The organism is Azorhizobium caulinodans ORS 571, from assembly GCF_000010525.1.
In the GTDB taxonomy this organism is placed as follows: domain Bacteria; phylum Pseudomonadota; class Alphaproteobacteria; order Rhizobiales; family Xanthobacteraceae; genus Azorhizobium; species Azorhizobium caulinodans.
On sequence record NC_009937.1, the window covers coordinates 914,130 to 928,215 of the forward strand.

13 protein-coding genes are annotated in these 14,086 nt (G+C 67.4%); 8 read left to right on the forward strand and 5 right to left on the reverse strand.

All coding sequences use genetic code 11. The features are described 5' to 3' along the window. Position 1: 1 nt before the first annotated feature. The 3 genes from AZC_RS04135 to AZC_RS04145 all read right to left on the reverse strand — a co-directional run bounded on the left by AZC_RS04135 (position 2) and on the right by AZC_RS04145 (position 3,565). Entirely contained in the window at positions 2-919 is a 918-nt protein-coding gene (locus tag AZC_RS04135; protein WP_012169341.1) for an ABC transporter permease, read from the reverse strand. Further along, entirely contained in the window at positions 916-1,833 is a 918-nt protein-coding gene (locus AZC_RS04140; protein WP_043878867.1) for an ABC transporter permease, read from the reverse strand. The genes AZC_RS04135 and AZC_RS04140 overlap by 4 nt, the downstream gene beginning before the upstream one ends. A 202-nt stretch (positions 1,834-2,035) precedes the next feature. Beyond that, on the reverse strand, positions 2,036-3,565 hold the full coding sequence (locus AZC_RS04145) for an ABC transporter substrate-binding protein (RefSeq protein WP_043878868.1): 1,530 nt from the start codon (positions 3,563-3,565) through the stop codon (positions 2,036-2,038). 158 nt (positions 3,566-3,723) lie between these two features. Here AZC_RS04145 and AZC_RS04150 point away from each other — a divergent pair, with 158 nt between their 5' ends. Then, positions 3,724-4,653, forward strand: coding sequence for a LysR family transcriptional regulator (locus AZC_RS04150; RefSeq protein WP_012169344.1), 930 nt, complete (start codon positions 3,724-3,726; stop codon positions 4,651-4,653). Between the two features lie 19 nt (positions 4,654-4,672). Here the strand turns inward: AZC_RS04150 and AZC_RS25665 are convergent, their stop codons facing one another. Together AZC_RS25665 and AZC_RS04155 are read right to left on the reverse strand one after the other, a co-directional pair. Continuing rightward, positions 4,673-4,825, reverse strand: a complete 153-nt coding sequence (locus AZC_RS25665; protein WP_158304095.1) for a hypothetical protein — start codon at positions 4,823-4,825, stop codon at positions 4,673-4,675. A 110-nt stretch (positions 4,826-4,935) separates the two neighbouring features. Beyond that, positions 4,936-5,370, reverse strand: a complete 435-nt coding sequence (locus AZC_RS04155) for an Lrp/AsnC family transcriptional regulator (protein WP_012169345.1) — start codon at positions 5,368-5,370, stop codon at positions 4,936-4,938. Positions 5,371-5,491: 121 nt separating this feature from the next. Here AZC_RS04155 and AZC_RS04160 point away from each other — a divergent pair, with 121 nt between their 5' ends. The 7 genes from AZC_RS04160 to AZC_RS04190 all read left to right on the forward strand — a co-directional run bounded on the left by AZC_RS04160 (position 5,492) and on the right by AZC_RS04190 (position 14,031). Continuing rightward, on the forward strand, positions 5,492-6,637 hold the full coding sequence (locus AZC_RS04160; protein ID WP_012169346.1) for a saccharopine dehydrogenase family protein: 1,146 nt from the start codon (positions 5,492-5,494) through the stop codon (positions 6,635-6,637). A gap of 85 nt (positions 6,638-6,722) precedes the next feature. Beyond that, positions 6,723-7,571 carry a transporter substrate-binding domain-containing protein gene (locus AZC_RS04165; protein ID WP_012169347.1) on the forward strand — a complete coding sequence of 283 codons (849 nt, stop codon included), beginning with the start codon at positions 6,723-6,725 and terminating at the stop codon, positions 7,569-7,571. Positions 7,572-7,642: 71 nt separating this feature from the next. Then, entirely contained in the window at positions 7,643-8,305 is a 663-nt protein-coding gene (locus tag AZC_RS04170) for an amino acid ABC transporter permease (RefSeq protein ID WP_012169348.1), read from the forward strand. A gap of 11 nt (positions 8,306-8,316) precedes the next feature. Further along, positions 8,317-9,102 carry an amino acid ABC transporter ATP-binding protein gene (locus AZC_RS04175; protein ID WP_043878869.1) on the forward strand — a complete coding sequence of 262 codons (786 nt, stop codon included), beginning with the start codon at positions 8,317-8,319 and terminating at the stop codon, positions 9,100-9,102. 46 nt (positions 9,103-9,148) lie between these two features. Further along, complete coding sequence (locus AZC_RS04180) at positions 9,149-10,279, forward strand: enolase C-terminal domain-like protein (RefSeq protein ID WP_012169350.1); 1,131 nt, start codon at positions 9,149-9,151, stop codon at positions 10,277-10,279. A gap of 22 nt (positions 10,280-10,301) precedes the next feature. Then, entirely contained in the window at positions 10,302-11,567 is a 1,266-nt protein-coding gene (locus tag AZC_RS04185; RefSeq protein WP_012169351.1) for an NAD(P)/FAD-dependent oxidoreductase, read from the forward strand. 322 nt (positions 11,568-11,889) lie between these two features. Continuing rightward, positions 11,890-14,031, forward strand: coding sequence for a methyl-accepting chemotaxis protein (locus tag AZC_RS04190; RefSeq protein WP_043878870.1), 2,142 nt, complete (start codon positions 11,890-11,892; stop codon positions 14,029-14,031). The last annotated feature ends 55 nt before the right edge of the window (positions 14,032-14,086 follow it).

Below are 14,086 nucleotides of genomic sequence, written 5' to 3' on the forward strand. Positions count from 1 at the left end.
CTCAGTTCCTGTTCTCGGGCGCGGTGACGTCACGCAGGCCGTCGCCGAGGAGGTTGATGGCGAGGACCAGGAACACCAGAGCGGTGGCCGGCACGGCGATGACCCAGGGGCTGAAGAACATGTACTGCTTGCCCTCGGCGATCATCAGGCCCCACGAGGGGAGCGGCGGCTGCACGCCGAGGCCGAGGAAGGAGAGCGCGGCTTCCAGCAGGATGGCGTGGGCCATTTCCAGCGTCGCCACGACGATCAGCGGGTTGAGGATGTTGGGCAGGATTTCCGAGAGGATGATGCGCGGCGTCGAGCAGCCGATGGCCTTGGCGGCGCCGATATAGTCGCTGCCGGCGATCTGCTGCGTGGCCGAGCGTGTCACGACCGCGAAGCGGTCCCACAACAGCAGGCCCAGTACGATGATGACGCCCTGCAACGAGGAACCGACGAGCGCGGCGGAGGCCAGCGCCACCAGCACCACGGGCAGGGCAAGGCGCGTGGTGACGATGTAGCTCAACACCGCATCCACCCGGCCGCCGAAATAGCCGGCGCAGACGCCGAGCAGCGTGCCGATGGTGCCGGAGATGAGCACCGTCACCGCGCCGATGAGCAGCGAGATGCGCGCGCCGAACAGCAGGCGGCTCAGATAATCGCGGCCCAGCTTGTCGGTGCCGAGGATGTGCTCCCACGTGCCCTTGGCCTGCCAGACCGGTGGCATCATGCGGCGGGAGAGATCCTGCGCATAGGGATCGTGCGGGGCGATCAGCGGTGCCAGCAGGGCGAGGGCGATGATGAGGAAAAGGATGACGGCGCCGGCCATCAGCCCGCCATGGCGCAGGCTCCGGCGCAGCAGCGCCATGCTTGGGGAGCGGCGCGGCGGCGCCGCATCAAGGCGCGAGGCCTCGGTGGCGGAAGGGGCAAGGTCAGTCATGCGACGCGCATCCGGGGATCGAGCAAGGCGTTGACCACATCCGCGAGGAAGGTGAGCGTGATGTAGATGGCGGCGAGGATGAGCACGACCGCCTGCACCACCGGAAAGTCGTTGCGGGCGATGGCCTCCCAGGCGAGATGGCCGATGCCGTGCATGGAGAAGACCGCCTCCACCACGATGGAGCCGCCCAGCATGAAGCCGAACTGCACGGCGGCCAGCGCCACCACCGGGATGATGGCGTTGCGCAGCGCGTGCTTGAGGACGACTTTCGCGGGCGAGAGGCCCTTGGCGCGGGCGGTGCGGATGTAATCCGCCGAGAGCACTTCCAGCATGCCATTGCGCGACAGGCGCATCACCGCCGGCACGGCGTACCAGCCGAGCGCGATGGAGGGGAGCACGAAGTTCTGCCAGGAGGCGTTGCCGGACACCGGCAGCCAGCGCAGGTTCACCGCGAAGATGATGATGAGGCCGAGGCCGAGGCAGAAGGTGGGAATGGCCTGCCCGAGCACGCAGAAAGTGAGGGCGAGGCGGTCGATGATGGTGCCCCGGAACACCGCCGCCAGCACGCCCAGCGGCACGGCGATGACCAGCGAGATGAAGAGGGAGATGGCGCCGAGTTCAAGGGTGACCGGCATCCGCTCCGCGATCAGCGAGACGACGCTGGAGCGGAAATAGAAGGACTGGCCGAAATCGAGATGCAGCGCACTCCAGAGCCAGTCGAGATATTGCGCCGTCAGCGGCCGGTCGAGGCCGTACTGCGCGCGCACCTCCGCCACCTGGGCGGGGGAGGCTTCCGGCCCGGCGATGGTGGTGGCGAGGTCGCCCGAGAGGTGCAGGAGCGCGAAGGCCACCACCGATACGGTGAACGCCACCGAGAGCGCGACGACGAGGCGTCGAAGGGTGAAGGCGAGCATCGAGGCTTCCTCAATGGCTTCTCCCACCGCCTTGACAAGACGGCTGGAAGACGCCGGATCGCTTGCGAACGGACCGGCGCGGTGTCGCCGGAAAGGGTGTCGACGCCGGGCGCATGAGCGCCATCGCGGCGGACGGGCCGGGCGGGCCTTTAGGCACGCCACGGTCGGCGGACGGCGCGCCCAAGGCGCGCCGTCCATGAGGTCACTGCCAGCGGGCCTTGAAGAAGCGCGGCAGCTCGTCGGGCTGGGCGTTGAAGTTCAGGTCGCTGGTGAAGGCGTAGTTGGACGAATAGGAGAAGAGCGGCAGCAGGTAGGCGCGCTCGGCGATGAGCTTCAACGCCTCGGAATAGGCGGCAAGCCGCGCTTCCGTCTCCACCGTCGTATCCGCCTTCTTGAGCATGTCCGTGACCTGCTGGTCGCGGGTCATGTCGTCCTCGTCGCCCTTGAACCACACGCCGGTGAAGGCGGAGGCATCGGCCACCGAGAAGGAGCCCCAGGTCTGGAAGTAGATCGGAACCTTGCCGGAGCGGGACAGCTCGCGCAGGGCCGCATACTTCATGAAGTTCAGCTTCGCCTTGATGCCGACGGCGCCAAGATAGCCGACCACCGCTTCCGCATATTCGCGCTCGCGATAGGCGTAGAGGTCGATGGAGAAGCCGTTGGGATAGCCGGCGTCGGCCAGCAGCTTCTTGGCCTTGGCGGGATCATAGTCATAGCGCGGCACGCCCTTGTCGGTGCAGCCGAACTGATCGATGAAGCAGGCCGAGTTCATGACGCGGGCGCCGCCGCGCACCAGATTGTCCACCATGGCCTTGCGGTCGATGGCATAGGAGATGGCCTGGCGGACGCGGGGATCCTTCAGCGGCTCGGAGCCGGGAGCACGGCCCTGCGAGTCGAACTGGAGGAAGCCGACGCGCATGGTCTCGGCCGAGAGCACGGTGAGGTTGGGCACGGCGCCGAGCTGCTTGGCCTGGTCGGCCTGCACGCGCCAGATCCAGTCCACGCCGCCGGTCATCAGTTCGGCCACCTGGGTCTCCGGATCGGGGATGATGCGGAATTCCAGCTTGCCGATCTTCGGCTGGCCGAGCGGGCTGTCCTTCCAGTAGCTGGTGTTCTTTTCCATCTTCACGCCCTTGCCGGGCGTGACCGAAGTCACCTTGTAGGGTCCGGAGCCGATGGGGGCCTTGGCGAAGCCGTCGAGGCCGACCTTCTTGAAGTACTTCTCCGGATAGATGACCACCGGGCCGGCGAGATATTCGATGGCCGCCGGGAACGGGCCCACGAGGTGGATGCGGACCTTGTCGTCGCCAATCTTCTCGGCGCTCTTGATCCAGTTGACGTTCTGCTTGGTCACCACCTTGGAGTCCGGCGACACCACGTAGTTGAGCGTGAATACCACGTCGTCGGCGGTCAGCGGGTCGCCATTGTGGAAGGTGACGCCCTTGCGGATGGTGAGGTCCAGCGTCTGCGGATCCGCCCAGGTCCAGTTGGTGGCGAGCTGCGGCTCGTATTTGCCGGTGGCCAGATCGTGGAAGATCAGGTTGTCGAACACGTGGCGGGCGATGATGACGCCTTCCCGCACGTTGTTATGATAGGGGCTGACGTTCTCCGGCTCGGAATCCGAGGCATAGACGAGCGTGTCGTTGGCCTTGCCCGCGTGAGCGGCCGCCGGAGCGATGGCGAACATGGCCACCGCGAGAGCACGTGAGAGACGGGACTGAAGGAAAGCCATGTTCTCTCTCTGGGTTTGATATTGGATGCCGGTGCTGTTCGCCCAACATCTAGGCATGGCAGCTTATTGAGCCTTTCGGATATCGCAATTAGAATATTTCGTGATTATCGTTGCCGTTTCGGCAATGAAGCCCTGTCGCGCTGCACCCGGGGGTTACGTTGGGCGACGCCGCACTGCGGTACTTCCTTGAAGTTGTTCGCTCCGGCTCCATTGCCGAGGCGTCCGTGCGACTGAACGTGGCCGCCTCCGCCATCAGCAGGCAGATCGCAAAACTGGAAGCCGAACTGGGGTCGCCTCTGTTCGAGCGGCGCTCGCGCGGCATGGTGCCGAGCGCGGCGGGCGAACTTCTGGCCCAGCATGCCCGGCGCACGCTGCTGGGCGAGGAGCAGGTGGTGAGCGAAATCCGCCGCCTGCGTGGCCTCGAGCGCGGCCTCGTGCGGGTGGGCTGCACGGAAGGGTTTGCCACCGATTTCATGCCGGAGGCCATCGGCATGTTCCGGCATACCTATCCCGGCATCGCCTTCGACATGCGGGTGGCCGCGCCGCAGGCGGTGACACGCATGGTCCGCGAGGGCGAGATCGATATCGGCCTCACCTTCGGCTTCATGCCGGACGCGAGCGTCCAGGTGGAGTTCGGCGGCAGCGCGCCGCTGATGGCGCTGGTGGGGCTCGACCATCCGCTGGCCAACCGGCCGTGGGTGACGATCGCGGACATCGCCGCCTTTCCCCTCGGCCTGCCGGCCAAGGACACGACCGCACGCCAGCTGTTCGATCTGGTCTGCGGTGCGGAGGGGATCGCCGTTGAGCCCATGCTCACGACCAACTACATGTCCGGCCTGTGGCGGTTCGCGGAGACGGGCGGCGGCGTGACGGTGACGGGGCGCATCACCGTGCTCTCGCGCATCTGGCGCTTCCACGTGGTGGCCTTGCCGCTCAGGAGCAAGACGTCAAACGAGCGGCGCTACGAGATCCAGTCCATGCTGGGACGCACCTTGCCGGACGCGGCGCGGGCCTTCGTCTTTCACCTGCGGCGCCATCTGGAACAACTGGACCGCCCCGGCGACCAGCCTCTGGGCCTGCGGTCCTAGGGCCGTTTCGTCCGAAAAATCAGTTCTGCGCGGCGGCTTCTGTGCCAGCCCCATGGCTCATGGCATCGAAAAGCGCGGCGACGCTTTCGATCCGCGACAGGGCGTCATCGGCGGTCGGCCCCTGCTCGTGGCCTTCGGCGCCCATGGCGTCCAGCTGATCCGTTTCGTTCATGCGCCTCTCCCTCGGGGCACCAGACCACAGCCCGCGAATCACGGCTGCCTCGACACTATAAGCTGACGAAGCTTGCGGCTGGCTAGGCTGTTAGAGGTATTATGTGGGGGTTAGCGGTCGATGCGGGTGGAGAGGATGACGGAGGTCAGGGTCCGCTCCACGCCTTCCAACTGGCCGATCTGATCGACGATCTCGTCCAGTTGCTTCACGGACGGCGCCACCACCACCGCGATGAGGTCGAACGCGCCGCTCACCGAATGCAGGGTGCGCACGGCTGGCAGGGCGCGCAATTCCCCCTCCACGCGGCGGGCGAGCTTGGGAGCGGCGGTGATGAGGACGTGGGCCTTGATGAGCCCCTGCTCGTAGGCGTCGGCGACCCGCACGCCATAGCCCGTGATGACCCCCCGCCGTTCCAGCCGCTCGATCCGGCTCTGCACGGTGGTGCGGGAGAGCCCGAGCTGGCGGGCGAGGTCGGCGGTGGGGGCGCGGGCATTCTCCCGCAGCAGGGTCAGCAGGGCTTGGTCGGTAGCATCGATCGGCAACATGCCGAAAAGCTACGGCAGATCGTCTTTATGCGCCATTTATATCGTCAGGCTCACGGTTTCTTCCGCCGAACGATGGCCGCATCATGGCCGGGACTTCTTTCCTGTTCCGGAGGCCGAACCCATGTCTGCTCCCTTCAAGCGCATCGCCGTCCTCGGTGCCGGCCAGATCGGCTCCGTCATTGCCGCCATGCTGGCGGAACAGGGGCATGCCGTGACCCTCGCCGATGCCAATCCTGCCCAGCTCGCCCCCTTTGCTGGGGGCGCTTTCGAGGTCGCGCCTCTGGATGTGGCGGACGAGGCGGCGCTCACGGTGTTTCTCACCCGCCAGGACATCGTGGTGAGTGCCTGTCCCTATTTCCTCAACAAGACCATCGCCCGCGTCGCCGTGGCGACGGGCACGCACTATTTCGATCTCACGGAGGATGTGGAGACCACCGCCTTCATCAAGGCGCTGGGCGAGACCGCCGACGTGGCTTTGGTGCCGCAATGCGGGCTCGCGCCTGGCTTCATCTGCATCCTCGGCGCCGACATGGCGGCCCGCTTCGAGCGGGTGAAATCGGTGAAGATGCGCGTCGGCGCCCTGCCGCTCTATCCCACCAACGCGCTTAGCTACAACGTCACCTGGTCGGTGGACGGGCTCATCAATGAATATTGCAACCCCTGCGAGATCGTCTTCGAAGGGCGTCCCACCCTCGTGCCGGCGCTGGAGGGGCTGGAGCATGTGATGATCGATGGCGTCTCCTACGAGGCCTTCAACACCTCCGGCGGGCTGGGCACGCTGACCGAGACGCTGGACGGGCGGGTGAGCGATCTCAGCTACAAGACCCTGCGCTATCCGGGACACGCGGAGATCATGAAGCTGCTGCTGCGCGGCCTCGAACTGGCCGACGATCGCGAGACGCTCCGCCGCATCCTCAACCGTGCGGCGCCCTTCACCCGCAAGGACGTGGTGGTGGTGTTCGTGACCGGGGTCGGCGAGCGCAATGGCCGGCTGGAGGAGGACAGCACGGTGCTGCGCTATTACGGCGCCCCGGAGATGAGCGCCATCCAGCTCACCACCGCGGCGGGCTGCGTCTCCATGGTGGAGCTCTTCCTCACCGGCAAACTGCCTCAGAAGGGATTCGTCCGGCAGGAGGATGCGAGCCTTGCCGACTTCCTCTCCACCACTGCAGGTCTGCGCCTCGCGCAAGGCTCGGGCGCCGCGCCCCGCGCCGGACATGGGGGTGACATCGCAAGCGATGAAATTCCCCTGCGAAAGGCGGGATGAGGGCGCGCCTCAACGGTTCTGCCCATTTGACAACGGAAGCGAAACAAGCTCCGAAAGGATCAAATCATAACCGAAGAGGGGACCGATGATCTCGCGTAGGAACCTTGCCACCCTGCTCGGCGCCGGCGCCACGGCCGCCGCCGCCATGGGCGGGCTCATCACGCCCGCCGCCGCCCAGAGCGCCGACGAGAGCACCTTCGACCGCATCCGCCGCACCAAGAAGCTGCGCATCGGCGCGGTCGCCGGCGGCGCGCCCTATTACAACAAGGATCTCGCCACCGGTCAGTGGAAGGGATTCTATATCGACATCTCCAAGGCGCTGGCGGACGAGCTGGAGTGCCAGCTGGAGATCACCGAGACCACCTGGGGCAATTCGGTGCTCGATCTTCAGGCCAACAAGATCGACATCTTCTTCGGCCTCAACCCGACGCCGAAGCGCGCGCTGGTGGTGGACTTCTCCGTCCCCGTCTTCTCCAACGCCTTCACCATGCTCACCAGGAAGGACTTCGCGCCGAAGACCTGGGCCGAGCTGAACGATCCGAACGTGAAGATCGCGGTGGACGTGGGCTCCTCCCACGATCAGGTGGTCTCGCGCCTGTGCCCGAAGGCGCAGATCGTGCGCCTGAAGACGGCGGACGAGGCCACCATGGCACTTGTCTCCGGCCGCGTGGATGCCCAGTGCATCATCCTCATGCTGGCGCTCACCGTGCGCAAGAAGAACCCCAATGTGGGCCAGCTTCTGGTGCCGACCCCGGTCTTCTCCACCACCTCCAACGCCGGCTTCCGGCGCGAGAACGACAAGACCTGGCGCGATTACGTGAACACCTGGATCGAATACAACAAGGGCCTCGGCTTCATCCGCTCCGCCATCGTCACGAACATGGAGCTGGTGGGCGTCACGGAAGCGGACATGCCGGCCGGCATCCAGCTCTGACGCACTCATGCCGGGCGGCGGTGTGGGAAATGCATCGCCGCCCGGTGTTCGTCGTCGATTGAGGACCTTCGATGTATCACTGGGATTTCGGGCTCGTCTGGTCCTATCGCTGGCTGTTGCTGGACGGCCTCGGGGTTACGGTTGCCTTCACCATCGCCATCGTCGTGCTGGGGCTGGCCATCGGCCTGCTGGCGGGCCTCGCCAAGCTCTCCCCCTTCCGCCCGGTCGGCTGGCTCGCCTCGGCCTATATCGAGGTGTTCCGCTGCACCCCGGTCCTCGTGCAGCTCATCTGGTTCTATTACGCCATGCCCATCCTGACGGGCATCGAGATGTCCGCCTTCACGGCCGGCATCCTCGCGCTCTCGCTTTATGGCGGCTCCTTCTATGCGGAGATCATCCGCGGCGGCATCGTCTCCATCGACCGCGGCCAGACGGAAGCCGGCGAGGCGCTCGGCATGGTGCCGTCCCAGATCATGCGTCGTGTCGTGCTGCCGCAGGCGCTGAAGCGCATGGTGCCGCCGCTGATGAACCAGTCCATCATCCAGTTCAAGAACACCTCGCTCGTCTCCGTGCTGGCGGTGCCGGACCTGCTCTATCAGGGGCAGGTGGCCGCCCATGACAGCTATCGCCCGCTGGAGCTCTACACGGTGATTGCGATCATCTATTTCCTCGCGCTCTTCCCGCTCACCGTGCTGGTGCGCCGGGGCGAGGCGCGGCTCGCCGTGACCGATTGAGGACCGGACCCATGCCCGAACCCAAGATCGAGGTCGCGGCCCTGCGCAAGTGCTTCGGTGATCTCGAAGTGCTGAAGGACATCAATCTGCGTGTGGACGCGGGCGGGGTGGTGGCCCTCATCGGCCCCTCCGGCTCCGGCAAGTCCACGCTCCTGCGCTGCATGAACCTGCTCGTGCTGCCCGATGGCGGACGGGTGCGGGTGGGCGGCGACAGCTTCGCCTTCGGCTCCGGCGACAGGCTGCCGGGCGTGAAGGAGATCGCCCGCTTCCGCGCCAATACCGGCATGGTGTTCCAGCACTTCAACCTGTTCCCGCACATGAGCGTGCTCGCCAATGTGATGGAAGGCCCGCTCACCGTGCGCGGCATGAAGAAAGCGCAGGCCGAGCCGCTGGCCCGCCGCCTGCTCTCCAAGGTGGGCCTTGCTGACAAGGCGGACGCCTATCCGAGCAAGCTCTCCGGCGGCCAGAAGCAGCGCGTCGCCATCGCCCGTGCGCTCGCCATGGAGCCGGAGGTCATGCTGTTCGACGAGGCGACGTCGGCCCTCGATCCCGAACTGGTGGGCGAGGTACTCAACGTCATGCGCGGTCTCGCCGCCGAGGGCATGACCATGGTCATCGTGACCCATGAGATCGCCTTCGCCCGCGAGGTGGCCGACCGCGTGGTCTTCATGCGCGACGGCGTGGTGGTGGAGGAGGGGCCGGCCCGGGAGGTGATCGACACCCCTCGCGAAGCGGCCACCCGCGCCTTCCTGTCCCACTTCCACAAGCGCGGCGAGGCCCCGGCGCCGAGCGCCTGATCCCTGGCCTCCGGCCGCACCCCTATCTGCCTGAAAGGACCCCGCGATGAGCTGGGACAGCGTCGTCGAGCGTATCCGCATCTTCCTCGTGGAGAGCCCCATCAAGATGGCCCGCCTTCAGGGCGTCGGCAATGTGAAGGGCTCCGTGAAGCGCGTGCTGCTGGAAGTGACCAGCGCCGACGGCATCGTGGGCTGGGGCGAGGCGGCCCCGTGGGAGGTGTTCACCGGCACGCCGGAAGCCGCCTTCTCCGCCCTCGACATCTACCTGCGTCCGCTCATCCTCGGCGCGCCCATCAAGCGTGTGCGCGAGCTGATGGCGCGCATGGACAAGATGCTGGTCGGCCATGGCGAGGCCAAGGCGGCGGTCGAGATGGCGCTGCTGGACATCCTCGGCAAGGCGACGGGCCTCTCCGTGGCGGACCTGCTGGGCGGGCGGGTGCGAGACCGCATCCCGCTGTCCTTCTCCATTGCGGACCCGGACTTCGACGCGGATCTCGAGCGGATGCGCGCCATGGTCCCAGCCGGGCACACCGTCTTCAAGATGAAGACCGGCGTGAAGCCGCACGCGGAAGAGCTGCGCATCCTGGAGACCATGCGGGGCGAATTCGGCGAGCGGATCGACCTGCGGCTCGACTTCAATCAGGCCCTGACGCCGTTCGGCGCCATGAAGATCCTGCGGGATGTGGACGCCTTCCGCCCCACCTTCATCGAGCAGCCGGTGCCGCGTCGCCACCTCGACGCCATGGCCGGCTTCGCCGCCGCGCTCGACACGCCCATCCTCGCGGATGAAAGCTGCTTCGATGCGGTGGACCTGATGGAGGTGGTGCGCCGGCAGGCGGCGGATGCCATCTCGGTCAAGATCATGAAGTGCGGCGGCCTCATGAAGGCGCAGTCCCTCATGGCCATTGCCGACACCGCCGGCCTGCCGGGCTATGGCGGCACGCTGTGGGAAGGCGGCATTGCGCTCGCCGCCGGCACGCAACTCATCGCCGCGACGCCGGGCATCTCGCTCGGCTGCGAATTCTACATGCCCCACCATGTGCTCACCGAGGACGTGCTGGAAGAGCGCATCGCTAACAGCGCGGGTCATGTGATCGTGCCCGATGGTCCCGGCCTCGGCATCTCCATCAGCGAGGCCTCGCTGCGCGGCAACGCCAAGATCCTCGCCGAGCGCTGAAGCCTCTTTCCGGACCAGACCCATGAGCCTCCATATCGTCGTCATCGGTGCCGGCATCGTCGGCGCCTCAACCGCGCTTGAACTCCAGCGGGACGGCCATCGCGTCACGCTCGTGGAGCCGGGGCAGCCCGGTGGTCCGCAGGCGGCGAGCTTCGGCAATGGGGCATGGCTCAGCCCCGCCTCCGTCGTGCCCATGTCCATGCCCGGCCTCTGGAAGAAGGTGCCGGGCTATCTGATGGACCCGCTGGGGCCGCTCACCATCCGCTGGACGGCGCTGCCGGCGCTCGCTCCCTGGCTGCTGCGCTTCATCGCCGCCGGCGCGACCGTGCCGAAGGTGGAGGCCACCGCCCGCGCCCTCAAGGCGCTGCTGTCGGACGCTCCGGAACGCCATACGGCCCTGGCGGCCGAGGCCGGTCTCGCTGACCTCGTGGAGCGCAAGGGGCTGCTCTATGCCTATCCGGACCGCGCCGCCTTCGAGGCGGAAGCGCTGGCCTGGCGGCTGCGGCGGGACAACGGCATCGTCTGGCGCGAGCTGGACGGCCCGGCGCTTAAGGCCTTCGAACCGACGCTGCACCCCCGCTACGGCTTCGGCGCGCTGGTGGAAGCGGGTGCGCACTGCGTGGATCCCGGTGCTTATGTGGCAGGCCTTGTGGCCTTCGCCGAAAGCCGGGGCCTGACCCGCATCGAGGCGGCCGCGACCGGGTTTGACATCGTGGGCGGGCGGCTTCAGGCGGTCCGCACCGCGAAGGGCTCCGTGCCCTGCGACCGCGCCGTCATCGCCGCCGGTATTCATTCGCGCGCCCTGGCCGCGGAAGCGGGCGACAAGGTGAGCCTCGCCAGCGAGCGGGGCTATCACGTGGTCGTCGCCACGCCCGAGAGCGGCCCGCACCTGCCGGTGATGCCCAGCGACGGCAAGATGGCCAATACGCCCACCCGTGCCGGACTTCGGGCGTCGGGGCAGGTAGAACTCGCCGCCGTCGCCGCGGCGCCCAACTGGAAGCGGGCCGACGTTCTGCTGGACCATCTGCTGAACACCTATCCCGGCCTGCCGCGACAGGTTCCGGAAGCCCGTCTCTCGCGCTGGCTCGGCCACCGGCCCTCGACGCCGGACGGCGTGCCGGTGATCGGTCAAGCCTCGGCCTGCACGGATATCGTCCATGCCTTCGGTCATGGCCATGTGGGGCTCGCCAGCGGACCGATCACCGGCCGGCTGGTGGCGGACATCATCGCGGGCCGCCCGCCCGAGCGGGACATCCGCCCCTACGCAGCTGCCCGCTTTCGGCGGTAATCCATTGCTGGCAATCGCCTGTCCGCGCATGGCCGCGACGCCGCATGCGGCAATTTGGCTGCGAATATGATCTTCCGCAAAGCGCCGGCCATCGTCTGCCGTCAGGTTTCGCCCAACGGAAGTTGATGCGCCGAAATGGCGGTCGGGGCTAGGGAGGCGCGCCGCACAGCGGGCGCATTCTGACGGGGGTCGAGCGGAGCGGCGCATTGCCGTCTCCGTTCAAGCCTGAAGCCGGCATGTACGGATACTCAACTCCATGCGCCGGGGTCTTTTCGGACTCCGGAAGGCGAGCCGCGTGCTCGTTGGAAGGCGAGGGAGTTCTATGCGTATTTCCGATCTGCCTATTCGTACCAAGCTCGTCGGCTTCGCCGGGGCCCTTTTTGGCATCGGCCTCATGGTGGTTGGCGCCATCGGCCTCTACACCATGACCTCGGCCGTCCAGCTCGATGCCGAGCGTCGGGGCCAGGCGCTGGCCAAGGACTCCGCGCGCACCATCGCCGCGCAGGTGGAGGAGGCCGCGCTCACCGCCCGTGCTGCGGCCACCGCCATCGAGGGCTTCATCGGCGAGAAGGGCGGTGATCGGGATCGTCTGGGCTTCGTTCTCTCCGGCCTCGTTGCCGAGAATCCGGCGCTGGCCGGCATGACGCTCGCCTTCGAGAGCGGCAAGCTCGACGGGCAGGACAAGGATTTCGCCGGCCACGCCCTTGCGGATTCGACCGGTCGCTTCTCCGCCCGCTTCTATCGCGATGCTGGCGGCTCGGTGGCCCGCGAGGCCGTCAATGTCTCTCAGGATGGGGCGGCGCAGCGCTGGTACCCATCCGCCGTCCAGCAGGGGCGGGCGGTCGCGACGCCCGCCTATGCGGCGGTCTTCGGCGGGCGCCCGGTGAAGGTCGTGACCGTGGCGGTCCCCGTCCGCCGCGCGGGCACGCCTATCGGCGTCGTCGCGGTGGACCTGCCGCTGGAGCGGATCGCCCGCACCGTCGCGGACCTGAAGCCCTTCGGCACCGGTGTTGCGGCCGTCGTGGGCTCGGACGGCAACTGGCTCGCTGGCGCCGAGGCCGAGCGCGTCGGCGGCGCCGTGACGGATCCCGCCCTGACCGCGCTCGTCAAGGATGCTGCTGGTGGCAAGCCCGTGCAGCGCATCATCTATACGGATGAGGGCAAAACCTTCTGCGGTGTGTGCACCACGCTGATCCGCCTCGCCTTCACCCTTACCGGCACCTATGACAGCGCCACCTTCTATGCCTTCGCGAGCCAGGTGCAGATCGCTGGCGTCGGCGAGCGCTGGACGCTGATCCTCACCGTGCCGAAGGCCGATGCGCTCCAGACCGTGACGGACGCCCGCAACATGATGGGCGGCATCGCCGCCATCGTGCTCGTGCTCGTGCTCGTGCTGGTCTGGGTCGGCGCCCAGCTTCTCACGCAGCCGATCACGGATATCACCGACAAGATGCGCGCGCTCGCCGGCGACGACACTTCCATCCGGCTCGACGGGTTGGAACGCAAGGACGAGATCGGCGACATGGCCCGCGCCGTGGAGGTGTTCCGCCAGAATGCCATCGAGCGGCACGAGCTTGAGGCCGCTCGCGCCGAGGCCCAGGCGGCGCAGGAGGCACGGCAGAAGGCCATCGACAGCCTGATCGCCCGCTTCCGCGAGGCCGCCGCCGCCATGATCGGCGAGGCGACCACTGCCTCCACGGACCTGGAAGCGGTGTCCTCGCAGCTCTCGCACTCGGCCACCGAGAGCAAGGAGCGTGCGCATTCGGCCAGCGAGGCCTCGGCCCGCGCGTCCGCCGACATGCAATCGGTGGCAGCCGCCGCCGAGCAGATGGCGAGCTCCATCGGCGAGATTTCCCGTCAGGTGGCCTCCACCTCCGAGATGATCGGCCATGCGGCGGCCGATGCCCGATCCACCAACGAGAAGATCGCCAGCCTCGCCAATGCCGCGAACCGCATCGGCGACGTGGTGAGCCTCATCGAGGCCATCGCCGGACAGACCAATCTCCTCGCCCTCAACGCCACCATCGAGGCGGCGCGCGCGGGGGAGGCGGGCCGGGGCTTTGCCGTGGTCGCCGCCGAGGTGAAGGAGCTGGCCGCCCAGACCTCCAAGGCCACCAGCGAGATCATCTCGCAGGTGTCGGCCATTCAGGCCGAGACGCAGCATGCGGTGGAAGCCATCCGCACCATCTCGGGCACCATCGAGAATGTGGACAGCTTCGCCAGCTCCATTGCCGCCGCGGTGGAGCAGCAGAGCGCCACCACGAACCAGATCGGCAACAATATCGACAGCGCGGCCAACGGCACTGGCGCGGTGGCGGACGACATCCAGCAGCTCAACTCCGCGGTGCAGGGCACGGATGCCTCCGCCTCGCGGGTGCTGAACGCCTCGCGCTCGGTGAAGGAGGCGACGAGCCGGCTGCAATCGGAGATCGACGGCTTCCTGCGCTCGGTGGCGGCCGCCTGAGCCTTCCGGCAGGACACGATGGCGCCGGACGGGGACACCGCCCGGCGCCATTGCT

Coding starts and splice junctions, on each gene's coding strand:
- AZC_RS04175 (WP_043878869.1), top strand. CDS start 8,317: ATGCCCGAACCCAAGATCGAGGTCGCGGCCCTGCGCAAGTGCTTCGGT.
- AZC_RS04155 (WP_012169345.1), bottom strand. CDS start 5,370: ATGTTGCCGATCGATGCTACCGACCAAGCCCTGCTGACCCTGCTGCGG.
- AZC_RS04160 (WP_012169346.1), top strand. CDS start 5,492: ATGTCTGCTCCCTTCAAGCGCATCGCCGTCCTCGGTGCCGGCCAGATC.
- AZC_RS04145 (WP_043878868.1), bottom strand. CDS start 3,565: ATGGCTTTCCTTCAGTCCCGTCTCTCACGTGCTCTCGCGGTGGCCATG.
- AZC_RS04180 (WP_012169350.1), top strand. CDS start 9,149: ATGAGCTGGGACAGCGTCGTCGAGCGTATCCGCATCTTCCTCGTGGAG.
- AZC_RS04135 (WP_012169341.1), bottom strand. CDS start 919: ATGACTGACCTTGCCCCTTCCGCCACCGAGGCCTCGCGCCTTGATGCG.
- AZC_RS04140 (WP_043878867.1), bottom strand. CDS start 1,833: ATGCTCGCCTTCACCCTTCGACGCCTCGTCGTCGCGCTCTCGGTGGCG.
- AZC_RS04170 (WP_012169348.1), top strand. CDS start 7,643: ATGTATCACTGGGATTTCGGGCTCGTCTGGTCCTATCGCTGGCTGTTG.
- AZC_RS04185 (WP_012169351.1), top strand. CDS start 10,302: ATGAGCCTCCATATCGTCGTCATCGGTGCCGGCATCGTCGGCGCCTCA.
- AZC_RS25665 (WP_158304095.1), bottom strand. CDS start 4,825: ATGAACGAAACGGATCAGCTGGACGCCATGGGCGCCGAAGGCCACGAG.
- AZC_RS04165 (WP_012169347.1), top strand. CDS start 6,723: ATGATCTCGCGTAGGAACCTTGCCACCCTGCTCGGCGCCGGCGCCACG.
- AZC_RS04190 (WP_043878870.1), top strand. CDS start 11,890: ATGCGTATTTCCGATCTGCCTATTCGTACCAAGCTCGTCGGCTTCGCC.